Origin of the sequence: Streptomyces sp. Y20 (assembly GCF_043195475.1) — a bacterium.
Lineage (GTDB): Bacteria > Actinomycetota > Actinomycetes > Streptomycetales > Streptomycetaceae > Streptomyces.
This window is the reverse complement of record NZ_JBIDDP010000009.1, coordinates 64338-89091: the sequence shown is the minus strand read 5'-3', so window position 1 is coordinate 89091 and position 24754 is coordinate 64338. Positions and strand designations below refer to the sequence as shown.

The following is a 24754-nucleotide window of genomic DNA, read 5'->3' as shown; positions in this document are numbered from 1 at the left end:
CAGCATTGGCCAGACACTCCTCCACGTTCCCCACACACGCCTAGAGTCACGGCCAGTCACCGCGCCATCGGAATCTCACTTCAGCGCGGCGCGCGACTCGGCCGCTTCCATGGGGAGGCGGTTGTGCCTGGGGAAAGGACTGATCGTGCGTCAAGGTTCGCTTATCGCCATCACCGCCGCGCTGGCGGCGGGAGCGCTCACTCTCACCGCCTGCGGCTCGCGCGACAGCGGCGACAAGGGCTCGGACTCCGGCAAGGGTGACGGCGGCAGCACCGTCGTCATCGGCGTCGACGCCCCGCTGACCGGCGACCTGTCCGCCATGGGCCTCGGCATCAAGAACTCGGCGGACCTCGCCGCCAAGAACGCCAACAAGCAGAACCTCGTCAAGGGCGTCACCTTCAAGGTCGAGGCCCTCGACGACCAGGCCCAGCCGTCGGCCGGCCAGCAGAACGCCTCCAAGTTCGTGTCGGAGCAGGACGTCCTCGGTGTCGTCGGCCCGCTGAACTCCTCGGTCGCCGAGTCGATGCAGAAGGTCTTCGACGACAACAAACTGGTCCAGGTCTCCCCGGCAAACACCGGCCCCGCCCTGACCCAGGGCACGGACTGGCAGACCAAGAAGGTCCGCCCGTACAAGGCGTACTTCCGCACCGCGACCACGGACGCCATCCAGGGCCCGTTCGCCGCCCAGTACGTCTACAACACCGCCAAGAAGACGAAGGTCTTCGTCATCGACGACAAGAAGACCTACGGCGCGGGTCTGGCCGCCACCTTCACCGACGAGTTCAAGAAGCTCGGCGGCAAGGTGGTCGGTACCGAGCACATCAACCCCGACGCCAAGGACTTCTCCGCGGTCGCCACCAAGGTGAAGAACTCCGGCGCCCAGGTCGTCTACTACGGCGGTGAGTACCCGCAGGCCGGCCCGCTGAGCAAGCAGATCAAGGCCGCCGGTGCCAAGGTCCCGCTCGTCGGCGGCGACGGCATCAAGGACGACACCTTCATGAAGCTGGCGGGTGCCGAGAGCACCGGCGACCTCGCCACCTCCGTCGGCGCCCCGGTCGAGGACCTGCCCTCCGCCAAGCAGTTCGTCAGCGACTACAAGTCCGCCGGCTACAAGGAGGAGTACTCGGCGTACGGCGGTTACGCCTACGACTCCGCCTGGGCGGTCATCGAGGCCGTGAAGAAGGTCGTCGACGCGAACGGCGGCAAGCTCCCCTCCGACGCCCGCGCGAAGGTCACCGCGGCCATGCAGGAGGTGTCCTTCGACGGTGTGACCGGCAAGGTCTCCTTCGACGAGTTCGGTGACGCCACCAACAAGCAGCTGACCGTCTACGCCGTGAAGAACGGTGCCTGGACGCCGGTCAAGTCCGGCACCTACACGGGCTGACCTCCGCCCGCACCACCTCAAAGAGCCGCGCGGGGCGCTGTTCCACGGGCGCCCCGCGCGGACTCGCATCCGGCCACATCCGTCGAACTTTCCGAACGCTCGGAGGACATGCGGTGCACGAACTGCCGCAGCAGCTGGTCAACGGCCTGCTACTAGGATCCATGTACGGGCTGGTCGCCATCGGCTACACAATGGTCTACGGCATTGTCCAGCTCATCAACTTCGCCCACGGCGAGATCTTCATGACGGGAGCGTTCGGCGCTCTCACCGTGTGGCTCTGGCTTCCCGGCGGCACCACCATGTGGATCGCGCTGCCACTCATGATCATCGGTGCCGTCGTCGTCGCCGTCGCCATCGCGGTCGGGGCGGAACGATTCGCCTACCGTCCTCTCCGCAACGCCCCACGGCTCGCCCCGCTCATCACCGCCATCGGCCTCTCCCTCGCGCTCCAGCAGGCGGTGTGGGCCTGGTACCCGGAGGCGAAGTCCGCGCGCACCTTCCCGCAGATTCCGGGCGGCCCCTTCGAGATCGGCAGCGTCACCATCCAGACCGGTGACATCTTCCTGGTCGTCGCGGCCCCCCTCAGCATGGCCGTCCTCGCCTACTTCGTGATGAAGACCCGCACCGGCCGCGGTATGCAGGCCACCGCGCAGGACCCGGACACCGCCAAGCTGATGGGCGTCAACACCGACCGCATCATCGTGATCGCGTTCGCCCTGGGCGCCGCGTTCGCCGCGGTCGGAGCCGTCGCCTACGGCCTGAAGTACGGCGAGATCAACTTCCGGATGGGCTTCATCCTCGGCCTCAAGGCGTTCACCGCGGCCGTTCTCGGCGGCATCGGCAACATCTACGGCGCCATGATCGGCGGTGTGGTCCTCGGTGTGGCCGAGACCCTGGCCACCGCCTACATCGCCGACATCCCCGGCATGGACAAGTTCGGCAGCCAGTCCTGGGCCGACGTCTGGGCCTTCGTACTTCTCATCCTCGTACTGCTGTTCAGGCCACAGGGCCTGCTCGGCGAGCGCGTCGCGGACAGGGCGTGAGACCGATGACCACACAGACCACCGCACCCGACACCCCCGGCGCCGCCGCGGCCCCCGCCCCGTCCGGGCTGCTGCCCCTGCCGGAGAAGGCCGGCCGCGCCCTCGCCCTCGGCGGCAGCGTGCTGACGCTCGCCTCCACCTTCCTCGCCTGGACATGGACCTCGGACTTCCCCGGTGACCTCACCGTCTACGGCTACCCGGGCGGCCTCCAGGTCCTCGTCCTCATCGGCGCGCTCCTCGCCACCCTGTTCGCCCTGGCGGCCTACGGCGTCCGCGGCCTGGACCGGCTGACGCCCGCCGGGTCCGGCGCCGCCCTGCGCTTCGCCACCTTGGCCGCCTTCGCCACCAGCTGGTACACGGTTCTCGCGATCAGCACCGAACTCGGCGGCCTCGTCAACCTGGAGCCCGGCGGCTTCCTCGTCGCCGTCGGCAGCCTCGCCGCCTTCGCCGGTGCCCTGGCCCTGCCGTTCCAGCGGCCCGAGCCGGAACCGGCCGACCCCGACGACAGCGGCCTCGAGAAGTTCAAGCACCGTCTGGCCCACCAGTGGGAGACGGTCAAGGCGGTCTTCGCCGCCGGTCCCGCGCGGCCCGTGGGCACCCTGCCGTCGTACGCCGAGATCCTGATCATCGTCGCGATCCTCGGGCTCGGCCTGACCGTCTTCACCTACGGCATCGGCACCGAGTACGACGAACTGTTCGTCGGCTTCCTGATCACCGCGGGGCTCGGCTTCGCCGCCCTGCACAAGGCGGGGCTGATCTCGCAGGCCTCGGAGATCACCTCCCGGCACCAGAACATCACCACCTGCGGCGCGTTCGTCGCGGCGGCGCTGTTCCCCTTCACCCAGACGAACGACCAGTACGCGACCCTCGGCGTCTACATCCTGATCTTCGCCACCGTCGCCCTGGGCCTGAACATCGTCGTCGGCCTCGCCGGCCTCCTCGACCTCGGTTACGTCGCCTTCCTCGGCGTCGGCGCCTACGCGGCGGCCCTGGTCTCCGGCTCCCCCAGCTCGCCGTTCCACGTCCACTTCCCCTTCTGGGCGGCCGTCCTCGTCGGCGCCGCCGCCTCGCTCGTCTTCGGCGTGCTGATCGGCGCCCCGACGCTGCGGCTGCGCGGCGACTACCTCGCCATCGTCACCCTCGGCTTCGGTGAGATCTTCCGCATCACGGCGAACAACCTCGACGGCACCTCCGGGCCCGACCTCACCAACGGCTCGAACGGCGTCTCGTCGATCCCGAACCTCGACGTCCTCGGCTTCGACTTCGGCACCCAGCACGACATGGGCGGCTTCACCATCGGCCGGTTCGCCAACTACTTCTTCCTGATGCTGATCATCACCGCGATCGTGGTGCTGGTCTTCCGGCGCAGCGGCAACTCCCGCATCGGGCGTGCCTGGGTGGCCATCCGCGAGGACGAGACCGCCGCGCTCGCCATGGGCATCAACGGCTTCCGGGTCAAGCTGATCGCCTTCGCCGTCGGCGCCTCGCTCGCCGGTCTCGCGGGCACCGTCCAGGCGCACGTCACCTACACGGTGACGCCCGAGCAGTACCTGTTCGCCGGTCCGATCCCGCCCAACTCCGCGTTCCTGCTCGCCGCGGTCGTCCTCGGCGGCATGGGCACCATCAGCGGTCCGCTGATCGGCGCGGCCCTGCTCTTCCTGATCCCCAACAAGCTCCAGTTCCTCGGGAACTACCAGCTCTTCGCCTTCGGTCTCGCGCTGGTCCTGCTGATGCGGTTCCGCCCCGAGGGCCTCATCCCCAACCGCCGCCGCCAGCTCGAGTTCCACGAAGAGGCGGAAGCACCCACCCTCCTGACGAAGGCGGGGGCCTGACCACCATGACCACCGACACCACCACGCAGGACACCGCCGCCGGCGCCACCCGGCCCGGCGAGACCGTCCTCGACGCCCGCGGCGTGACGATGCGCTTCGGCGGCCTGACCGCCGTGCGCGGCGTCGACCTCACCGTCAACGCCGGCGAGATCGTCGGCCTGATCGGCCCCAACGGCGCCGGCAAGACGACCTTCTTCAACTGCCTGACCGGCCTGTACGTCCCCACCGAGGGCGAGGTCCGCTACAAGGGCGCCGTTCTGCCGCCCAAGTCCTTCAAGGTGACGGCGGCCGGCATCGCGCGGACGTTCCAGAACATCCGGCTGTTCGCCAACATGACGGTCCTGGAGAACGTGCTCGTCGGCCGGCACACCCGCACCAAGGAGGGCTTCTGGTCGGCCGTGCTGCGCGGCCCCGGTTTCCACCGGGCCGAGAAGGCCTCCCGGGAACGGGCCCTGGAACTGCTGCGGTTCGTGGGCCTGGACCACAAGGCCGAGCACCTCGCCCGCAACCTGCCCTACGGCGAGCAGCGCAAGCTGGAGATCGCCCGCGCCCTGGCGAGCGAGCCCGGTCTGCTGCTGCTCGACGAGCCGACGGCGGGCATGAACCCGCAGGAGACCCGGGTCACCGAGGAACTGGTCTTCGCCATCCGGGACATGGGCATCGCCGTTCTCGTCATCGAGCACGACATGCGGTTCATCTTCAACCTGTGCGACCGCGTGGCCGTGCTCGTGCAGGGCGAGAAACTGATCGAGGGTGACAGCGCGACCGTCCAGGGCGACGAGCGCGTGATCGCGGCCTATCTGGGCGAGCCCTTCGAGGACGCGCCCGGCGCCGAGGAGGTGGCCGAGGTGGAGGCCGCCGAGGCGCACGCCGGGACCACGACGGACACCGCGCCCGGCAAGGAGGACGACCGATGACCGCACTGCTGGAAGTCGAGGACCTGAGGGTCGCCTACGGCAAGATCGAGGCCGTCAAGGGGATCTCCTTCAAGGTAGAGGCCGGTCAGGTGGTCACCCTCATCGGCACCAACGGCGCCGGCAAGACCACCACCCTGCGCACGCTGTCCGGCCTGCTGAAGCCGGTCGGCGGACAGATCCGGTTCGACGGCAGGTCGCTGAAGAAGGTCCCGGCCCACCAGGTGGTGTCGCTGGGCCTCGCCCACTCCCCCGAGGGGCGGCACATCTTCCCGCGCATGAGCATCGAGGACAACCTGCGCCTCGGCGCGTTCCTGCGCAACGACAAGCCGGGCATCGAGAAGGACATCCAGCGCGCCTACGACCTGTTCCCCATCCTCGGGGAGCGCCGCAAGCAGGCCGCGGGCACCCTCTCGGGCGGTGAGCAGCAGATGCTGGCGATGGGCAGGGCGCTGATGTCCCGGCCGAAGCTGCTGATGCTGGACGAGCCGTCGATGGGTCTGTCGCCGATCATGATGCAGAAGATCATGGCGACGATCGCCGAGCTGAAGTCCCAGGGCACGACGATCCTGCTGGTCGAGCAGAACGCCCAGGCGGCGCTCTCGCTCGCCGACCAGGGTCATGTCATGGAGGTCGGCACCATAGCCCTGTCCGGCACGGGCCAGGACCTGCTGCACGACGAGTCGGTGCGCAAGGCCTACCTCGGCGAGGACTAGGGTCCTGTCGTCCGGATCGGGCCGGATCAGCAAGCCGGGTCCGGTGCCGTGCCTCGCAAGGCGGCGAGGCGCGTGCCGGGCCCGCGAGCCCGGCCCGATCCGGACGACAAACCCTGACTCGGCGGGGACCGGCTCCCGTGGCCGGCCGGCACAGTGCCCCGCGTCCCTTCCGGGCGCGGGGCACTCGTCGGTGGCGGGGGCGGGCGTCAGTCGGTCTTCGCGGACTTCTTCTCCTCGCTGTCCGCGATGACCGCCTCGGCGACCTGCTGCATCGACATGCGCCGGTCCATGGAGGTCTTCTGGATCCAGCGGAAGGCGGCCGGCTCGGTCAGGCCGTACTCCGTCTGGAGGATGGACTTCGCGCGGTCGACCAGCTTGCGGGTCTCCAGCCGCTGGCTGAGGTCGGCGACCTCCTGCTCCAGCTGCTTCAGCTCGGTGAACCGGGAGACGGCCATCTCGATCGCCGGGACGACGTCGCTCTTGCTGAACGGCTTCACCAGGTACGCCATGGCACCCGCGTCGCGGGCGCGCTCGACGAGGTCGCGCTGGGAGAACGCGGTGAGCATCAGGACCGGCGCGATCGACTCCTCGGCGATCTTCTCGGCCGCGGAGATGCCGTCCAGCTTGGGCATCTTCACATCCAGGATGACCAGGTCCGGCTTGTGCTCACGGGCCAGCTCGACGGCCTGCTCACCGTCCCCGGCCTCGCCGACGACGGTGTACCCCTCCTCCTCGAGCATCTCTTTGAGGTCCAGCCGGATCAGGGCCTCGTCCTCGGCGATGACGACGCGGGTCGTCAGCGGAGGCACGTGCGACTTGTCGTCGTCGGGCACGTCTACGGGCTGGGGCGACTCGGCGGTCACGGGAGCTCCTCGTTAGGGGCAGGGGCGCTGCTGACAAGAGCCTACCTAGCTACGGTATGGTGGACGCGCGGAGGGTCGGGGGGAACCTTCGATCCTGCGAGCCCCGGTAGCCCAATTGGCAGCAGGCAACGGATTCAAAACCCGTACAGTGTCGGTTCGAGTCCGACCCGGGGCACTTTTCCTTGGTTTCCAAGGTCAGTATTCGGTTTCCAAGGTCAGCATGGAAGAGGGCCCCTCGGGTGAGGGGCCCCTCGTCGTCCCCGGCTGTTACGGGGTCTGCTTCGGGCTGTCGTCCTCGCCGATGTGATGCACCCGGACCAGGTTGGTCGAGCCGGATACACCGGGCGGGGAACCCGCCGTGATCACCACGACATCACCCTTCTCGCACCGGCCGTACTTCAGCAACAGCTCGTCCACCTGTTCGACCATGGCGTCCGTCGACTCGACGCGGGGGCCGAGGAAGGTCTCCGCGCCCCAGGTGAGGCTGAGCTGGGAACGGGTGGCCGGCTCGGGGGTGAAGGCGAGCAGCGGGATCGGCGAGCGGTAGCGGGAGAGCCGGCGTGCGGTGTCTCCCGACTGGGTGAACGCCACCAGGAACCTCGCGCCGAGGAAGTCACCCATCTCGGCGGCGGCCCGGGCGACCGCGCCGCCCTGGGTGCGCGGCTTGTTCTGCTCGGTCAGCGGCGGCAGGCCCCTGGCCAGCATGTCCTCCTCGGCCGCTTCGACGATCTTCGCCATGGTGCGCACGGTCTCGACCGGGTACTTGCCGACGCTGGTCTCGCCGGAGAGCATGACCGCGTCCGTGCCGTCCAGCACCGCGTTGGCCACGTCGGAGGCCTCGGCGCGGGTCGGCCGCGCGTTGTCGATCATCGAGTCGAGCATCTGGGTGGCGACGATCACCGGCTTGGCGTTGCGCCTGGCCAGCTTGACCGCGCGCTTCTGCACGATCGGCACCTCCTCCAGCGGCATCTCCACACCCAGGTCGCCGCGCGCGACCATCAGCGCGTCGAAGGCGGCCACGATGCCGTCGAGGTTCTCCACGGCCTGCGGCTTCTCGATCTTGGCGATCAGGGGCAGGCGGCGGCCCTCCTCGGCCATGATCCGGTGGACGTCCTCGGCGTCCCGGCCGCTGCGCACGAAGGAGAGGGCGATCAGGTCGAAGCCGGTGCGCAGCGCCCAGCGCAGATCGTCCTCGTCCTTCCCGGACAGGGCCGGGACGGAGACGGCGGCACCGGGGAGGTTCAGCCCCTTGTGGTCGGAGACGACACCACCCTCGACCACCCGCGTGTGCACCTGGGGGCCGTCGACGGCGGTGACCTCCAGGCAGACCTTGCCGTCGTCGACGAGGATGCGCTCACCGGGGGCGACGTCGGCGGCGAGGTCCGCGTAGGTGGTGCCGCACCGGTGGCGGTCGCCCTCGACGCCGTCCTCCACGGTGACGGTGAAGAGGTCGCCGCGTTCAAGCAGTACCGGTCCTTCGGCGAAGCGGCCGAGCCGGATCTTCGGACCCTGAAGGTCGGCGAGCGTTCCGACGCTGCGGCCGGTCTCGTCCGCCGCCTTCCGCACCCGCTGATAACGCTCCTCGTGCTCGGCGTGGGTGCCGTGGCTGAGGTTGAACCGGGCGATGTCCATTCCGGCCTCGACCAGTGCCTTGATCTGGTCGTACGAGTCGGTGGCGGGCCCCAGAGTGCAAACGATCTTTGCTCGGCGCATACATCGAGCCTAGGCCTTACCCGCGGGTAGAGAATCGGCCCCGCGTGACAACTCAACGGACTTTCGGCGAAGGGATATTGACAAGTGTTGAATTGAGTGCCACTGCGCTCCGATGAGCGATGGTCATCAGATCGCAACCTGCCGGACCTGTTGACACAGGTCATGCTCAGGTCAGAATCTACGCGCGTCGTCGACCATGCGCCAAGGAGACCGAGAATGCCGCTGAACCGCCGGAAGTTCCTCAAGAAGTCCGCCGTCACCGGAGCGGGAGTGGCGGTCGCCGGCGCGGCGGCGGCTCCGGCGGCCCGGGCGGCGGACGGCAAGAAGCCCCCGCACCCCGCCAAGCGGTACTCCCTGACCGTCATGGGCACCACCGACCTGCACGGCCACGTCTTCAACTGGGACTACTTCAAGGACGCGGAGTACGCCGACAAGGCGGGCAACGCCATGGGGCTCGCCCGTATCTCCACCCTGGTGGAGCAGGTCCGCGCCGAGAAGGGCCGCTGCAACACCCTGCTGCTGGACGCCGGTGACACCATCCAGGGCACCCCGCTGACCTACTACTACGCCAAGGTGGACCCGATCACCGCCAAGGGCGGCCCGGTGCACCCGATGGCCCGGGCGATGAACGCGATCGGGTACGACGCGGCGGCGCTCGGCAACCACGAGTTCAACTACGGCATCGAGACGCTGCGCAAGTTCGAGTCGCAGCTGCGCTTCCCGCTGCTCGGTGCCAACGCCGTGGACGCGAAGACGCTGCGGCCCGCCTTCGCGCCGTACGTCATGAAGACGTTCCACGTGCCGGGTGCCAGGCCGGTCAGGGTGGCCGTGCTCGGTCTGACCAACCCGGGCATCGCGATCTGGGACAAGGCGTACGTGCAGGGCAAGCTGGCGTTCCCGGGCCTGGTGGAGCAGGCCGCCAAGTGGGTGCCGAAGCTGAGGTCGATGGGCGCGGACGTGGTCGTCGTCTCGGCGCACTCCGGTACGTCGGGCACGTCGTCGTACGGCGACCAGGTGCCGTACGTGGAGAACGCGGCCGCCGACGTGGCCCGGCAGGTGCCCGGCATCGACGCGATCCTGGTCGGCCACGCGCACCTGGAGATCCCGGAGCTGAAGGTCGTCAACGAGAAGACGGGCCGTACCGTCGTCCTCTCCGAGCCCCTGTGCTACGCCGAGCGGCTCACCCTCTTCGACATCGAGCTGGTGTTCGGCAAGGGCCGCTGGGAGGTCGAGTCGGTCTCCGCCTCGCTGCGCGACTCCAGCTCCGTCGCCGACGACCCGAGGATCACCAAGCTGCTCACCGACGAACACCAGAAGGTCGTGGCGTACGTCAACCAGGTCGTGGGACGGGCGACGCAGACCCTGACCACGGTCGACGCCCGCTACAAGGACGCCCCCATCATCGACCTGATCACCAAGGTCCAGGAGGACGTGGTCAAGGCGGCGCTCGCGGGCACCCCTTACGCCTCGCTGCCGGTGATCGCCCAGGCCTCGCCGTTCTCCAGGACCTCCGAGATCCCGGCCGGCGACGTCACCATCCGGGGCCTGTCCAGCCTGTACGTGTACGACAACACACTGGTGGCCAAGCTGATGACGGGTGCCCAGGTGCGCGCCTACCTGGAGTACTCGGCGGAGTACTACGTCCAGACGGCCGCCGACGCACCGGTGGACGTCGAGAAGCTGACCAACGCCGGTGGCCGCCCGGACTACAACTACGACTACGTCTCCGGCCTGTCGTACGACATCGACATCGCCCAGCCGGCCGGGTCGCGGATCAAGAACCTGACGTTCCAGGGGGCCGCGCTGGACGACGCGCGGCAGTTCGTGCTCGCGGTGAACAACTACCGCGCCAACGGCGGCGGCGCCTTCCCGTACGTCGCCGCCGCCAAGGAGCTGTGGTCGGAGTCCACGGAGATCCGCACCCGGATCGCGGAGTGGGTCACCGCGAAGGGTGTCCTGGACCCGAAGGACTTCGCGTCGGTGGACTGGAAGCTGGTGCGCAACGGCACGCCGGTGTTCTGAGCGACGTGAACGGCGCCGGTGCCCGCCCGCGCGGGTGCCGGCGCCGGGCGGTCGAGGCCTTCGCGGCGGGTCACCTGCCCTCGACCAGGGGGGTCAGCCGTCCGGCGGGTCTGCTCTGGGGGACCCGGCCCGCGGGGTCCCGGAGTCCGAAGCTGGTGAAGGCCGTGCGGGCGGGGAGCGGGTACGCCTCCTTGTCGGTGAGCGAGTTGAGGATGGTGGCGCTGCGCCAGGCGGCCAGGCCGAGGTCGGGTGCGCCGACGCCGTGCGTGTGCAGCTCGGCGTTCTGGACGTGGACCGAGCCGGTGACCGAGGGGTCCAGGACGAGGCGGAACTCCTCGTCGATCCGCGGGCGTCCGCCGCCGTCCCGGCGGATGTAGGGGTCGAGCCCCGCCAGGATGCGGTCGAGGGGACGCTCGCGGTAGCCGGTGGCGAGGACGACGGCGTCGGTGGTGAGACGGGACCGGCTGCCCTGCTGGAGGTGTTCCAGGTGGAGTTCCACCTGGGTGGTGGCGATCCGGCCGGCGGTGCGGACGCGGACACCGGGGGTGAGGACCGCGTCGGGCCAGCCGCCGTCCGGGGAGCGGCGGTACAGCTCGTCGTGGATGGCGGCGAGGGTGCCCGCGTCGATGCCCTTGTGCAGCTGCCACTGGGCGGCGACGAGCCGGTCCCGGACGGGCTCCGCCAGGGCGTGGAAGTAGCGGGTGTAGTCCGGCGTGAAGTGCTCCAGACCCAGCTTGGAGTACTCCATCGGCGCGAACGCCTCGGTGCGGCCGATCCAGTGCAGCCCTTCCCGGCCGGCCGGGCGATGGCGCAGCAGGTCGAGGAAGACCTCGGCGCCGGACTGACCGGAGCCGACGACGGTGACGTGCCCGGCGGCGAGCAGGGTGTCGCGGTGGTCGAGGTAGTCGGCGGCGTGGAGGACGGGCACACCCGGCGTCTCCACCAGGGGCCTGAGGGGGTCGGGCACGTAGGGGGCGGTGCCGATGCCGAGGACGATGTTGCGGGTGTGCGTACGGCCGAGGGCCTCGGCCTCGCCGTCGGCGTCGAGCTGGGTGTGGTCGACCTCGAACACGTCCCGTTCGGGGTTCCAGCGGACGGCGTCCACCTGGTGGCGGAAGTGCAGCCCGGGCAGCTGCCGCGCGACCCAGCGGCAGTAGGCGTCGTACTCGGTGCGCTGGATGTGGAAACGCTCGGCGAAGTAGAACGGGAAGAGCCGCTCGCGGCTCCTGAGGTAGTTGAGGAAGCTCCAGGGGCTGGTGGGGTCGGCGAGGGTCACCAGGTCGGCCAGGAACGGTACCTGGACGGTGGCGCCGTCGATGAGCAGCCCGGGGTGCCAGTCGAAGCCGGGACGCTGTTCGTAGAAGACCGCGTCGAGTTCGGCGAGCGGCTGGGCGAGCGCGGCCAGGGAGAGGTTGCAGGGACCGATGCCGATGCCGACCAGGTCGCGCGGGGAGGCGGGGTCGCGGCGTGGGGGGTGGGTCATCCGGGGGTGCTTCCTTCGGCGAGTGCGGCGAGTTCGACGAGCCTGAGCAGGCGGGCCAGGTCGTCCGGCCGGGTGTGGGGGTTGAGGAAGGTGGCCTTGAGCCAGAGGCGGCCGTCGAGCCGGGCCCGGCCGAGGACGGCCCGGCCCTCGTACAGCAGCCTGCGGCGCGCGGTGGCCACGGCGGTGTCGTCGGCCTCGGCCGGGCGGAACAGGACGGTGCTGATGTCGGGCCGGTCGTACAGCGCGAAACCGGGGTGCTCGCGGACCAGCGCGGCGAACTCGCGTGCCAGGGCGCAGACCTGGTCGACCAGGGCGCCGAGGCCCCCGCGGCCCAGTGCTCTCAGGGTGACGGCGATCTTCAGGATGTCGGGGCGGCGGGTGGTGCGCAGGGAGCGGCCGAGGAGGTCGGGGAAGCCGGCGTCGGTGTCGTCGTCGGCGTTGAGGTAGCCGGCGCGCTGCCGGAGGGGGGCCAGTTCGTGGGGGTGGGCGACGGCGAGGAGGCCGGCGGCGACCGGCTGCCAGCCGAGTTTGTGCAGGTCGAGGGTGACGGTGTGGGCCGCGTCGAGCCCGGCGAGCTTGCCGCGGTGCCGGTCGCTGAAGAGGAGGCCCCCGCCGTAGGCCGCGTCGATGTGCAGCCGGACGCCGTGGGTGGCGCACAGGGCGGCGATCTCGGGGAGCGGGTCGATCAGTCCGGCGTCGGTGGTGCCGGCGGTGGCCGCCACCAGCAGCGGGCCGGACAGCGCGGTGAGGGCTCCGTCGAGGGCGGCCGGGTCGAGGGTGCCGTCGGGTGCCGGGATGACGACCGGGTCGGGCAGGCCGAGCAGCCAGGCGGCGCGCGGCAGGGAGTGGTGGGCGCCCGCTCCGCAGACCAGCCGGACGCTGCCGCCGTGGGCCTCGCGGGCGAGCAGCAGGGCGAGCATGTTCGACTCGGAGCCGCCGGTGGTGACGAGGGCGTCGGCGAGGCCGGCCGTGCGGGCGAGGGTGCGGGTGACCGTGGCTTCCATGGCGGAGGCGGCCGGGGCCTGGTCCCAGGAGTCCAGGGAGGGGTTGAGGGCGCCGGCGGCGAGGTCGGCGGCGGTGGCCACGGCGAGCGGCGGGCAGTGCAGGTGGGCGGCGCACAACGGGTCGGCGGGGTCGGCGGCGCCCTCCGCGAGGGCCTGGACGAGGGTGCGCAGGGCGTCCGGGTCGCCGGTGTCCGGCAGGACGTCCCCGAGGGCGTCGGCGACGCGCGCGGCGACGGCGTCGGGTCCGCCGGCGGGCAGGGGGCCGCCTCGGCGGGCGGCGCCGGCCGCGAGCGCGTCCAGCACGGTGGTGAGCAGGGGCCGCAGGGCGTCGGTGCCGCCGGGCCCCGAGGCGAGCGGCGGCAGGTGCGGGGAGGGTCCTGCGCTCATGGGCTCTCCTGGCGGGCACGGGAACGTCCAGCGGGCTTCCGGCTTGTGGGTGGCTTCCAGCTTGTACCGGAAGGGTGCCCTGCGTCCCGGAAGCCCGGTGAACGGAACCCGAAAGTGTGTACTGCCGTCCCGGGAGAGCCTGAGGGGAGGGGGGCGGGCGCCCCCGCCGGTCACGCCCGGAAGTCCCCGGCGTGGTCGCGGGCCCACTCCTCGAAGGGGCGGGCGGGGGTGCCGGTGAGCTGCTCGACGGTGCCGGTGATCTCCGGGGGCACGCCGACGGTCTCGGCGAAGGTGCGCAGCAGGCGTTTGAGCATCTGCGGCGGCACGTGCGGGAAGAGTTCCGGGCCCGCGTCCGCCGGGTCCGCCTCCACGAAGGTCAGCTTCCTGCCGAGCGCCGCGCCGATGGCCTCGACCTGGCCGGCGTTGCTGGTCGCCGCCGGCCCGGTCAGCCGGTACGCGGCGCCCTCGTGCCCGTCGCCGAGCAGGACGCGCTCGGCGACGGCCGCGATGTCGTCCTCGTGGATGGGCGCGGAGAGCCCGTCCGCGAAGACGCCGCGGACGGTGTCGCCGGCGCGGATCTGCGGTGCCCACTGGAGCGCGTTGGTGGCGAAGGCGTTGGGGCGCAGGAACGTCCAGGCGAGCCCGCTGTCCTGGATCTGCCGCTCGGCGGTGGCGTGCATGACGTGGATGGGGTGGGTCTCGTCGGCGCCCTCCTGGATGACGCCGCTGGAGAGCAGGACGACGTGCCGCACCCCGTGCGCGCGGGCCGCCGCCAGCAGCGGGGCGGTGCCGGCCTGCGCGTACAGGAAGAGTTTCGTCGCCCCGGTGAACAGGGCGGCGGGCTCGTCCGGCCGGAACGCCACCACCTCCGCGGGTGCGGGCAGCCCGGCCCGCTCCGGGTCGCGGGTCAGCGCGCGGACGGGCTGCCCCGCGGCGAGGAGACGGTCGACGAGGGCACGGCCTACGTTGCCGGTCGCGCCGGTCACTACGATCACGATGCCGCCTTTCGGGGCCTGGGCTGGTCTCTGGAGGCCGAGCCTAGGGACGACGGCCGGTCCCCCGCATCGTCGCCAGGTACCAGCCGTGCCCTACGTCGTCGGACCTACGCCGCCCGTCCCGCGCCTCGGGCCTACGCCCGCACCCGCGCTCCCTGCGCCGCGGCCGGCGCGGCCTCCCGTGCCGATCGCCCCTCGCGCACCCGCAGGGCGCGGGACAGGTCGTCCAGGCGGTCGGCGAGGGTGCGGCGCAGGGCCGGGGTGAGGTCGGCGTCGCGCAGACAGGCCTCCCCGAGCCGCAGGTTCCCGGCGTCGACGGCGTGGGCCGGGAAGCACCAGCGGCCGGCGGCCACGCCGATGGCGGGGCCGCGGCGGGCGGCGACGGCGACCGCGTCCTCGTAGAACCGCGGCACGTACTCCCGGACCAGCTCGGCCTGTTCGGGCTGCCAGAAGCCCTGCGCGGTGGCCGTGAAGAGGTAGTTGGACAGCGAGTCGCCGGCGAACATCGCCTCCCAGGCGGCGCGCTTGGCCTCGGGGTCGGGCAGCGCGGCACGGCAGCGGGCGGCGCCCTCCTGGCCGGTGGCGCTCGGGTCGCGCTCCAGCTCGGCGGCGATGGCGGCCTCGTCGGTGGCGCCGAGCACGGCGAGCCGGGCGAGGACGCGCCAGCGCAGCTCGGGGTCGAGTTCCGGCCCGCCGGGCACCGTGCCGTCGGCGAGCCAGGCGGCGATGGTCTCGGGGCGGGCGGTCACGCCGATGAGGTGCCGTACGGCGATGAGCCGCAGGCCGGGGTGGTCGCCGTCCTCGGTGCGCCGCAGCAGGTCGCGGCAGAGGGACGTGAGGCCGGCCAGGGCGGCCGGGCGGTCCTCGGGCGCCAGGTACTGGTCGGCGATCTGGCCGGAGGCGAAGGCGAGGACGCCCTGGGCTACGGCCAGGTCGGTCTCGTGCGGGAGGTGGGCGCGGGCCGTCTCCAGATAGGCGGCGGCCGGCAGCTCGCCGTCCCGGACGGCGTCCCGCAGGGCGTTCCACACGACCGCGCGGGTGAGTGGTTCGGGCAGGCCGGACAGGTGGGTGCGGACCGTCTCGGCGGACGCGGCGTCGAAGCGGATCTTGGCGTAGGTGAGGTCGCCGTCGTTGAGGAGGACGAACGCGGGGCGCGGGCCGGCGGTGCGCAGGCTCAGGCCGTCGGCGGCGGGGAGGTCGGCTTCCACCCGCCGGCGCAGGGTCAGCCGGCGTTCGTCGTGCAGGTCGCGGTCGTAGACACCGAGGGTGACGCGGTGCGGGCGGGCGGCGCCGTCCCCGGCGGGGCCGGACCCGGAGGCGGCGCCGGCGCCGCCCAGATGCCGGACGTCGAGGTGCCAGGTGCCGTTGTCCGCCGTGACGTCGGGCACGAGGGTGTCGACGCCGACGGTGCGCAGCCAGCTGTCGGCCCAGGCGTGGACGTCGCGGTCGGTGGCCGAGGCGAGGGAGTCGACGAAGTCGGCGAGGGTGGCGTTGCCGAACTTGTGCCGCGCGAAGTGGGTGTTGATCCCGGCCAGGAAGTCCTTCTCGCCGAGCCAGGCGGCCAGCTGGCGCAGCGCGGAGGCGCCCTTGGCGTAGGAGATGCCGTCGAAGTTGAGCAGCGCGGAGGCCGTGTCGTCGACGTTCTCGGGGGCGACCGGGTGGGTGGTGGGCCGCTGGTCGGCGTCGTAGCCCCAGGACTTGCGGGTGACGGCGAACTCGGTCCAGGGGTCGGTGAACCGGGTGGCCTCGGCGGTGGTCCGGTAGCCCATGTACTCGGCGAAGGACTCGTTCAGCCAGATGTCGTCCCACCACTTGAGGGTGACGAGGTCGCCGAACCACATGTGGGCCATCTCGTGCGCGATGACCATGGCGCGGGTCTGCCGCTCGGTGTCGGTGACGGCGGAGCGGTAGACGAAGTCGTCGCGGAAGGTGACCAGGCCCGGGTTCTCCATGGCGCCGGCGTTGAACTCGGGGACGAACGCCTGGTCGTAGGAGTCGAAGGGGTACGGCTCCTCGAACTTCTCGTGGTAGCGGTCGAAGCACGCGCGCGTGATGTCGAAGATCTCGTCGGCGTCGGCGTCCAGGTGGGGTGCGAGCGAGCGGCGGCAGTGGATGCCGAAGGGCAGTCCGCGGTGCTCGGTGCGCAGCGAGTGCCAGGGGCCGGCGGCGACGGCGGCGAGGTAGGTGGAGATCAGCGGGGTGGGCGCGGCCTGCCAGACGCCGTCGCCGCGCTGCTCGGTGACGCCGTTGGCGAGGACGCTCCAGCCCTCCGGCGCCCTGACGGAGATCTCGAAGACCGCCTTCAGGTCGGGCTGGTCGAAGGCGGCGAAGACCCGCTGGATGTCGTCCATGAACAGCTGCGTGTAGACGTACGTCTCGCCGTCGCTCGGATCGGTGAAGCGGTGCATGCCCTCGCCGGTGCGGGAGTAGTGCATGACCGCGTCGACGCGCAGCTCGTGCTCGCCGGCGGTGAGGTCGCGCAGCGGCAGCCGTCCCTCGTGCAGCGACTCGGGGTCGAGCGGCCGTCCGTCCAGGGTGACGCCGCGCAGCTCGGCGGACTTCAGCTCGACGAACGTCTCCCCGTCGGACCGGGCGGTGAACCGGATCGCGGTACGGGAGCCGAAGGTCTCGTCCCCCGTGGTGAGATCCAGTTCGACCGTGTAGCGGTGGACGTCGAGGAACTGTGCTCGGAGCTGCGCTTCGTCGCGCGTGAGTACGGACATGCAGGCCATGCTGCCTGATGGGGCCGGCAGCGCACAGGGGCGGATCGGTACACGGCTTATGTCCGTTGTGTGCCCCCGGCCGGCCCGTCGCCCGGCCGGGCCGCCGGTCAGACGGTGTCCGCGGCGTCCCCGTTGTGGGTGTCCTCGGCGATCCGCTCGTGGTGCCGGATCACCTCGGCGATGATGAAGTTCAGGAACTTCTCGGCGAACGCGGGGTCGAGCTTGGCGTTCTCGGCGAGGCGGCGCAGCCGTTCGATCTGCCGGGACTCGCGGGCCGGGTCGGCGGGCGGCAGCTGGTGCACCGCCTTGAGCCTGCCGACCTGCTGTGTGGCCTTGAAACGCTCGGCGAGCATGTGGACGACGGCCGCGTCGATGTTGTCGATGCTGTCGCGCAGCCGCTCCAGTTCGTGGCGGACCTCGGGGTCCACGGCATCCGTGCCGGTATTGCTGGTCGTCATGGACGCCCACCCTATGTGCTTGACCGGCCGGACCCCACGAGGTGTCCGGGGACTGGATCGCCGGCGGTCCCCGGGGCACGGGACCCGCCTACAGTGGAGGGGAGTTCCGGCGTCTGAAGGGGGTACGGACGTGGCGAACGGCGGACCGGTCGAGCACGGCTACCCGCATCTGGAGACGGTCCGGGCCGCGGTCACCGCGCTGTACCGGCGGCTGTCCCACGGCACCGTGCAGACGTTCTCGGCCAGCGTGGCCCCCGCCGACGTGGCCTTCTGCGACACCGACGACCTGCACCTGGGCGCGCAGCGCGTGGCCCGCGAGATCGTGCGGCACTTCCGGCTGCCGGACGCGCGGCTGATCGTCGGCTTCCGGGAGATGACCCACGCGGCCGATGTCGAACTGGCGTCGGGCCCGGAGTACTTCGTCGAGCTGAACGACCGGTTCCGTGCCCATCGCCGGGACATCGGCGCGGCGCTCGCCCACGAGGTGGCCCACGTCTACCTGCACCGTCTGGACCTCGCGTTCCCCACCACGGCCGAGAACGAGATCCTGACGGACACCGTCACGACCTACCTGGGCGCGGGCTGGCTGCTGCTGGACGCCTACCGGGAGGACGGCGTCTCCTCCCAGAAGCTGGGCTATCTCACTCCGGAGGAGTTCGGTTACGTCCTGGCCAAGCGGGCCCTGCTCTTCCACGAGGACCCGTGCGTGTGGTTCACCAGCCCGCAAGCTCATACCGCCTACGTCAAGGGGCTGGCCCGGGCCCGCCGCGACGAGCAGCAGCCGCCGCTGACCGCGGCCGGCTGGGCGGGCCGCCGCCGCTACGCGCACGACCGCCGGCACGCCCCGGACGTGCCCCCGGCGGCCCCGTACGCCTTCGCTCCCGACGGCCTCGGCCGCCTCCAGGTGACCTTTCCCTGCCCGACCTGCCACCAGCGGATCAGGGTGCCGGTACGGGGACGGGTACGGGCGCGGTGCGGGTTGTGCCGGACGGTGCTGGAGTGCGACACGTAGGTACGACGGCACGGCCGGGCCGGCTTCCGGACGTGCGACGGCGCCTGCCCAGTCGTCCGGTCGGGGACAGGCGGGCAGGCGCCGTCAGTGTTCCGTACGCCTTTGTACGGGACGTCTTGGTGACCGCCGTCAGACCGCCAGGGCGCGGTCCGTCGGGCGGATCGGGGCCGGCAGGTCGCTGGCCCCGGTCAGGTAGCGGTCGACGCCGCGGGCGGCCGAGCGGCCCTCCGCGATCGCCCACACGATCAGGGACTGGCCGCGGCCGGCGTCACCGGCGACGAACACACCCGGCACGTTGGTCTGGAATTCGGCGTCGCGGCCGATGTTACCGCGTGCGTCCAGCTCCAGGCCGAACTGGTCGACCAGGCCGTTCTCCCGGTCGGTGCCGGTGAAGCCCATGGCGAGGGTGACCAGCTGGGCGGGGATCTTGCGCTGGGTGCCCGGCTTCTGGGTCAGCCGGCCGTCGACGAACTCGACCTCGGCGAGGTGCAGCCACTGCACGTTGCCGTCCTCGTCGCCCTCGAAGTGGGTGGTGGAGGCGGAGTAGATCCGCTCGCCGCCCTCCTCGTGCGCCGAGGTGACCTTGTAGAGGAGCGGGAAGGTCGGCCAGGGCTGGTCCGCCGGGTGCCGCTCGTCGTTCGGGCGGGGCATGATCTCCAGCTGGGTGACGGAGGCCGCGCCCTGGCGGTGGGCGGTGCCCACGCAGTCGGCGCCGGTGTCGCCGCCGCCGATGACGACGACGTGCTTGCCCTCGGCCGAGATCGGGGTGGTGACGTAGTCACCCTCCTGGACCTTGTTGGCCAGGGGCAGGTACTCCATCGCCTGGTAGATGCCCTTCAGCTCGCGGCCCGGCGCGGGCAGGTCGCGCGCGGTCGTGGCACCGGCGGCGATCACGATCGCGTCGTACCGCTTCTTCAGGTCGCGGGCGGTGATGTCGCGGCCGATCTCGACACCGGTGCGGAAGCGGGTGCCCTCCGCGCGCATCTGCTCGATACGGCGGTTGATGTGCCGCTTCTCCATCTTGAACTCGGGGATGCCGTAGCGCAGGAGGCCTCCGACGCGGTCCGCGCGCTCGTAGACGGCGACCGTGTGGCCGGCCCGGGTCAGCTGCTGGGCGGCGGCGAGGCCCGCCGGGCCGGAGCCGATGACCGCGACCGTCTTGCCGGACAGGCGCTCGGGGATCTGCGGGGCGACGTCCCCGGTCTCCCACGCCTTGTCGATGATCGAGACCTCGACGTTCTTGATGGTGACCGGCGGCTGGTTGATGCCGAGCACGCACGCCGACTCGCAGGGGGCCGGGCAGAGGCGGCCGGTGAACTCCGGGAAGTTGTTGGTCGCGTGCAGGCGCTCCTGGGCGGCGGCCCAGTCCTCGCGGTAGGCGTAGTCGTTCCACTCGGGGATCAGGTTCCCCAGCGGACAGCCGTTGTGGCAGAACGGGATGCCGCAGTCCATGCACCGGCTGGCCTGCTTGCTGATGATCGGCAGTAGGGAACCGGGGACGTAGACCTCGTTCCAGTCCTTGACGCGCTCACCGACGGGACGGGTCTTGGCGACCTCGCGGCCGTGGTTCAGGAAGCCCTTAGGGTCAGCCATTGATCGCCGCCTCCATCATCTTCTCGGTGATCTCGGTCTCGGGGAGACCGGCTCGCTCGGCGGCGTCCTTGGCGGCGAGCACTGCCTTGTACGTGCTGGGGATGATCCTGCTGAACCGCTCCACGGCCGTGTCCCAGTCGGCGAGCAGCTTCGCGGCGACCGTCGAGGCGGTCTCCTCGGCGTGGCGGCGCACCACGTCGTGCAGCCACTGCTTGTCCGTGTCGTCCAGCGGCTCGACGGCACCGGCGTTGCCGGCGTTGACGTTGTCGCGGTCGAGGTCGATGACGTACGCGATGCCGCCGGACATGCCCGCCGCGAAGTTGCGGCCGGTCGGACCGAGGACGACCGCGTGACCGCCGGTCATGTACTCGCAGCCGTGGTCGCCCACGCCCTCGGAGACGACCGTCGCGCCGGAGTTGCGGACGCAGAACCGCTCACCGGTACGGCCGCGCAGGAACAGCTCGCCTCCGGTGGCGCCGTAGGCGATCGTGTTGCCCGCGATGGTCGAGTACTCGGCGAGGTGGTCGGCAGCGCGGTCCGGGCGGACGACGATCCGGCCGCCGGACAGGCCCTTGCCGACGTAGTCGTTGGCGTCGCCCTCCAGGCGCAGCGTGACGCCGCGCGGCAGGAACGCGCCGAAGGACTGGCCGGCGGAGCCGGTGAAGGTGATGTCGATGGTGTTGTCGGGCAGGCCCGCACCGCCGAACTTCTTCGTCACCTCGTGGCCGAGCATGGTGCCGACCGTGCGGTTGATGTTGCGGATGGCGACCTGGGCGCGCACCGGCTGCGCCTCGGTGGCGTCACCGGCCGCGAGGGCGTCGGCGGCGAGCTTGATCAGCTCGTTGTCCAGGGCCTTCTCCAGGCCGTGGTCCTGGGCGATCAGCCGGTGGCGGACGGCGCCTGCGGGCAGGTCGGGCACGTGGAACAGCGGCTCCAGGTTCAGGCCCTGCGCCTTCCAGTGGTCGACCGCGCGCTCGACGTCCAGCACCTCGGCGTGGCCGACGGCCTCCTCGATGGAGCGGAAGCCCAGCTCGGCCAGCAGCTCGCGGACCTCCTCGGCGATGAACCGGAAGAAGTTGACCACGTGTTCGGCCTTGCCGGCGAAGCGCTCGCGCAGCGCCGGGTTCTGGGTGGCGATGCCGACCGGGCAGGTGTCCAGGTGGCAGACGCGCATCATCACACAGCCGGAGACGACGAGCGGCGCGGTCGCGAAACCGAACTCCTCGGCGCCGAGCAGCGCGGCGATGACCACGTCACGGCCGGTCTTCAGCTGGCCGTCCGTCTGGACCACGATCCGGTCGCGCAGGCCGTTGAGCAGCAGGGTCTGCTGGGTCTCGGCGAGGCCGAGCTCCCAGGGGCCGCCCGCGTGCTTCAGCGACGTCAGCGGGGACGCGCCGGTACCGCCGTCGTGACCGGAGATCAGGACCACGTCCGCGTGCGCCTTGGACACACCCGCCGCGACCGTGCCGACGCCGACCTCGGAGACCAGCTTCACGTGGATCCGCGCCTGCGGGTTCGCGTTCTTCAGGTCGTGGATCAGCTGGGCGAGGTCCTCGATGGAGTAGATGTCGTGGTGCGGCGGCGGGGAGATCAGGCCGACGCCCGGCGTCGAGTGACGTGTCTTCGCGACCCACGGGTACACCTTGTGACCGGGCAGCTGACCGCCCTCACCGGGCTTGGCGCCCTGGGCCATCTTGATCTGGATGTCGTCCGCGTTGACCAGGTACTCGCTGGTGACGCCGAACCGGCCGGAGGCGACCTGCTTGATGGCGGACCGGCGGGCCGGGTCGTACAGGCGCTCGGCGTCCTCGCCGCCCTCACCGGTGTTGGACTTGCCGCCCAGCTGGTTCATGGCGATGGCGAGGGTCTCGTGCGCCTCCTTGGAGATGGAGCCGTACGACATCGCGCCCGTCGAGAACCGCTTGACGATCTCGGAGACCGGCTCGACCTCCTCGACGGGGATCGGGCCCCGGTCCGACTTGAAGCCGAACAGGCCGCGCAGCGTCATCAGGCGCTCGGACTGCTCGTTCACGCGGTCGGTGTACTTCTTGAAGATGTCGAAGCTTCCGGTGCGCGTGGAGTGCTGGAGGCGGAAGACCGTCTCCGGGTCGAACAGGTGCGGCTCGCCCTCGCGGCGCCACTGGTACTCGCCGCCGATGTCCAGCGCGCGGTGCGCGGGAGCGATGCCGGAGGCCGGGTAGGCCTTGGCGTGGCGGGCGGCGACCTCCCGGGCGATGACGTCGATGCCGACGCCGCCGATCTTGGTGGCGGTGCCGTTGAAGTACGTCCGCACGAAGGTCTCGTCCAGGCCGACGGCCTCGAAGACCTGGGCGCCGCGGTAGGAGGCGACGGTGGAGATGCCCATCTTGGACATGACCTTCAGGACGCCCTTGCCCAGGGCGTAGATCAGGTTCTTGATGGCCTGCTCGGGCTCGAGGCCGTTGAGGAAGGTGCCGGCGCGCAGCAGGTCCTCGACGGACTCCATCGCCAGGTACGGGTTCACGGCGGCGGCGCCGTAGCCGATGAGCAGGGCGATGTGGTGGACCTCGCGGACGTCACCGGCCTCGACCAGCAGACCCACCTGGGTGCGCTGCTTGGTGCGGATGAGGTGGTGGTGGACGGCCGAGGTGAGCAGCAGCGACGGGATCGGCGCGTGCTCGGCGTCGGAGTGCCGGTCCGACAGGACGATGAGGCGGGCGCCGTTGCCGATGGCCGCGTCGGCCTCGGCGCAGATCTCCTCTATGCGCGCGGCGAGCGTCTCGCCCCCGCCGGAGACCCGGTACAGGCCGGAGAGGGTCGCGGCCTTGAAGCCCGGCATGTCGCCGTCGGCGTTGATGTGGATGAGCTTGGCCAGCTCGTCGTTGTCGATCACCGGGAAGGGCAGGGTGACCGTGCGGCACGAGGCGGCCGTCGGCTCCAGCAGGTTGCCCTCGGGGCCCAGCGACGAGCGCAGGGAGGTGACCAGCTCCTCGCGGATCGCGTCCAGCGGCGGGTTGGTGACCTGGGCGAAGAGCTGGGTGAAGTAGTCGAAGAGCAGTCGCGGGCGCTCGGACAGGGCCGCGATGGGCGAGTCCGTGCCCATGGAGCCGATCGGCTCGGTGCCGGTGCGGGCCATCGGCGCGAGGATGATGCGCAGCTCCTCCTCGGTGTACCCGAAGGTCTGCTGGCGGCGGGTGACCGAGGCGTGGGTGTGGATGATGTGCTCGCGCTCGGGCAGGTCGCCCAGCTCGATCTCGCCGGCCTCCAGCCACTCGGAGTACGGCTTCTCGGTGGCGAGGGCCGCCTTGATCTCGTCATCCTCGATGATGCGGTGCTCGGCGGTGTCCACGAGGAACATGCGGCCGGGCTGGAGGCGGCCCTTGCGGACGACCTTGGCCGGGTCGATGTCGAGGACGCCGACCTCGGAGCCGAGGACGACGAGGCCGTCGTCGGTGACCCAGTAGCGGCCGGGGCGCAGGCCGTTGCGGTCCAGGACGGCGCCGACCTGGGTGCCGTCGGTGAAGGTGACGCAGGCCGGGCCGTCCCAGGGCTCCATCATCGTGGAGTGGAACTGGTAGAAGGCACGGCGGGCCGGGTCCATGGAGGCGTGGTTCTCCCATGCCTCCGGGATCATCATCAGCACGGAGTGCGGCAGCGAGCGGCCGCCCAGGTGCAGGAGCTCCAGGACCTCGTCGAAGGAGGCGGAGTCGGAGGCGTCCGGCGTACACACCGGGAAGATCCGCTCGATGGCCTTCTCGTCCGAGCCGAACAGGCCGGAGACGAGCTGCGACTCGCGGGCCTGCATCCAGTTGCGGTTGCCCTTGACGGTGTTGATCTCACCGTTGTGGGCGACGAAGCGGTACGGGTGCGCCAGCGGCCACGACGGGAAGGTGTTCGTGGAGAACCTGGAGTGCACGAGCGCGATCGCGGAGGCGAAGCGGCGGTCGGACAGGTCCGGGAAGAAGGGCTCCAGCTGGCCGGTGGTCAGCATGCCCTTGTAGACGATCGTCCGGGCGGACAGGGACGGGAAGTACACCCCGGCCTCGCGCTCGGCGCGCTTGCGCAGCACGAACGCCCTGCGGTCCAGCGCGATGCCCTCGCCGGCATGGTCGGTCACGAAGATCTGGCGGAAGGCCGGCATGGTGGAGCGGGCGGTGGCGCCGAGCAGCTCCGGGGCGACCGGAACCTCGCGCCAGCCGAGGACGGTCAGGCCTTCCTCGGCGGCGATCGTCTCGATCCGCGAGACGGCGGCCTCGGCCCCGTCCTCCGGCAGGAAGGCGATGCCTACCGCGTAGGAGCCGGCCGCGGGAAGCTCGAAACCGGCCACCTCGCGGAGGAAGGCGTCGGGAACCTGGGAGAGGATGCCCGCCCCGTCGCCCGAGTCGGGCTCGGAGCCGGTGGCACCGCGGTGCTCCAGGTTGCGCAGGACGGTGAGCGCCTGCTCGACCAGCGTGTGGGACGCCTCGCCGGTAAGAGTGGCGACGAAACCGACACCACAGGCGTCGTGTTCGTTGCGGGGGTCGTACATACCCTGCGCAGCAGGGCGAGCATCCATGAACGACCAGTTCTGGCCGTTCTCGGAATGCTGGGACGGCTGGCGCGGCGTACGCATCGGCTCTCCCGTCGTCGTCAT

The 24754-nt window shown here is 71.1% G+C and carries 16 protein-coding genes and 1 tRNA gene; 8 read left to right on the top strand and 9 right to left on the bottom strand.

The window, feature by feature from the left end; all coding sequences use genetic code 11:
• Positions 1-145 precede the first annotated feature (145 nt).
• The 5 genes from ACGFT1_RS23060 to ACGFT1_RS23040 all read left to right on the top strand — a co-directional run bounded on the left by ACGFT1_RS23060 (position 146) and on the right by ACGFT1_RS23040 (position 5889).
• The gene (locus ACGFT1_RS23060) at positions 146-1384 is read left to right on the top strand and encodes a branched-chain amino acid ABC transporter substrate-binding protein (RefSeq protein ID WP_373910832.1); all 1239 of its coding nucleotides are present in this window, start codon (positions 146-148) and stop codon (positions 1382-1384) included.
• A 113-nt stretch (positions 1385-1497) separates the two neighbouring features.
• Positions 1498-2427: a branched-chain amino acid ABC transporter permease gene (locus ACGFT1_RS23055; RefSeq protein ID WP_356820861.1), complete on the top strand. Its 930-nt coding sequence runs from the start codon at positions 1498-1500 to the stop codon at positions 2425-2427.
• Positions 2428-2432: 5 nt separating this feature from the next.
• Positions 2433-4259: a branched-chain amino acid ABC transporter permease gene (locus ACGFT1_RS23050; RefSeq protein ID WP_373910831.1), complete on the top strand. Its 1827-nt coding sequence runs from the start codon at positions 2433-2435 to the stop codon at positions 4257-4259.
• Between the two features lie 5 nt (positions 4260-4264).
• Positions 4265-5176: an ABC transporter ATP-binding protein gene (locus ACGFT1_RS23045; protein ID WP_373910830.1), complete on the top strand. Its 912-nt coding sequence runs from the start codon at positions 4265-4267 to the stop codon at positions 5174-5176.
• Positions 5173-5889 (top strand): ABC transporter ATP-binding protein, encoded by a 717-nt coding sequence (locus ACGFT1_RS23040; RefSeq protein WP_373910829.1) that lies wholly within the window; start codon positions 5173-5175, stop codon positions 5887-5889. The genes ACGFT1_RS23045 and ACGFT1_RS23040 overlap by 4 nt, the downstream gene beginning before the upstream one ends.
• Positions 5890-6095: 206 nt before the next feature.
• On the opposite strand, the gene ACGFT1_RS23035 is transcribed toward ACGFT1_RS23040, so the two are convergent.
• On the bottom strand, positions 6096-6752 hold the full coding sequence (locus ACGFT1_RS23035) for an ANTAR domain-containing response regulator (RefSeq protein WP_373910828.1): 657 nt from the start codon (positions 6750-6752) through the stop codon (positions 6096-6098).
• 100 nt (positions 6753-6852) lie between these two features.
• Here ACGFT1_RS23035 and ACGFT1_RS23030 point away from each other — a divergent pair.
• Positions 6853-6927 (top strand) — tRNA-Leu (locus ACGFT1_RS23030).
• A gap of 92 nt (positions 6928-7019) precedes the next feature.
• Here the strand turns inward: ACGFT1_RS23030 and pyk are convergent.
• Positions 7020-8465: a pyruvate kinase gene (gene pyk, locus ACGFT1_RS23025; RefSeq protein WP_373910827.1), complete on the bottom strand. Its 1446-nt coding sequence runs from the start codon at positions 8463-8465 to the stop codon at positions 7020-7022.
• 216 nt (positions 8466-8681) lie between these two features.
• Here pyk and ACGFT1_RS23020 point away from each other — a divergent pair, with 216 nt between their 5' ends.
• On the top strand, positions 8682-10487 hold the full coding sequence (locus ACGFT1_RS23020; protein ID WP_373910826.1) for a bifunctional UDP-sugar hydrolase/5'-nucleotidase: 1806 nt from the start codon (positions 8682-8684) through the stop codon (positions 10485-10487).
• Positions 10488-10557: 70 nt separating this feature from the next.
• On the opposite strand, the gene ACGFT1_RS23015 is transcribed toward ACGFT1_RS23020, so the two are convergent.
• The 5 genes from ACGFT1_RS23015 to ACGFT1_RS22995 all read right to left on the bottom strand — a co-directional run bounded on the left by ACGFT1_RS23015 (position 10558) and on the right by ACGFT1_RS22995 (position 17537).
• A complete protein-coding gene (locus ACGFT1_RS23015) occupies positions 10558-11970 on the bottom strand; it encodes a lysine N(6)-hydroxylase/L-ornithine N(5)-oxygenase family protein (protein ID WP_373910825.1) in 1413 nt (470 codons plus the stop codon).
• The gene (locus ACGFT1_RS23010; protein ID WP_373910824.1) at positions 11967-13361 is read right to left on the bottom strand and encodes an aspartate aminotransferase family protein; all 1395 of its coding nucleotides are present in this window, start codon (positions 13359-13361) and stop codon (positions 11967-11969) included. The genes ACGFT1_RS23015 and ACGFT1_RS23010 overlap by 4 nt, the downstream gene beginning before the upstream one ends.
• A gap of 170 nt (positions 13362-13531) precedes the next feature.
• Positions 13532-14356 carry an NAD(P)H-binding protein gene (locus ACGFT1_RS23005; RefSeq protein WP_373910823.1) on the bottom strand — a complete coding sequence of 275 codons (825 nt, stop codon included), beginning with the start codon at positions 14354-14356 and terminating at the stop codon, positions 13532-13534.
• 134 nt (positions 14357-14490) lie between these two features.
• The gene (gene pepN, locus ACGFT1_RS23000) at positions 14491-17079 is read right to left on the bottom strand and encodes an aminopeptidase N (RefSeq protein ID WP_373910822.1); all 2589 of its coding nucleotides are present in this window, start codon (positions 17077-17079) and stop codon (positions 14491-14493) included.
• 107 nt (positions 17080-17186) lie between these two features.
• Positions 17187-17537, bottom strand: a complete 351-nt coding sequence (locus ACGFT1_RS22995; RefSeq protein ID WP_373910821.1) for a chorismate mutase — start codon at positions 17535-17537, stop codon at positions 17187-17189.
• A gap of 130 nt (positions 17538-17667) precedes the next feature.
• Here ACGFT1_RS22995 and ACGFT1_RS22990 point away from each other — a divergent pair, with 130 nt between their 5' ends.
• Positions 17668-18549 (top strand): hypothetical protein, encoded by an 882-nt coding sequence (locus ACGFT1_RS22990; protein WP_373910820.1) that lies wholly within the window; start codon positions 17668-17670, stop codon positions 18547-18549.
• A 129-nt stretch (positions 18550-18678) separates the two neighbouring features.
• Here ACGFT1_RS22990 and ACGFT1_RS22985 read toward each other — a convergent pair whose 3' ends face one another.
• Both ACGFT1_RS22985 and gltB read right to left on the bottom strand, forming a co-directional pair.
• The gene (locus ACGFT1_RS22985; RefSeq protein WP_373910819.1) at positions 18679-20142 is read right to left on the bottom strand and encodes a glutamate synthase subunit beta; all 1464 of its coding nucleotides are present in this window, start codon (positions 20140-20142) and stop codon (positions 18679-18681) included.
• Positions 20135-24649 (bottom strand): glutamate synthase large subunit, encoded by a 4515-nt coding sequence (gene gltB / locus ACGFT1_RS22980; RefSeq protein ID WP_373911050.1) that lies wholly within the window; start codon positions 24647-24649, stop codon positions 20135-20137. Before gltB ends, ACGFT1_RS22985 begins: the two co-directional genes overlap by 8 nt.
• Positions 24650-24754 lie beyond the last annotated feature (105 nt).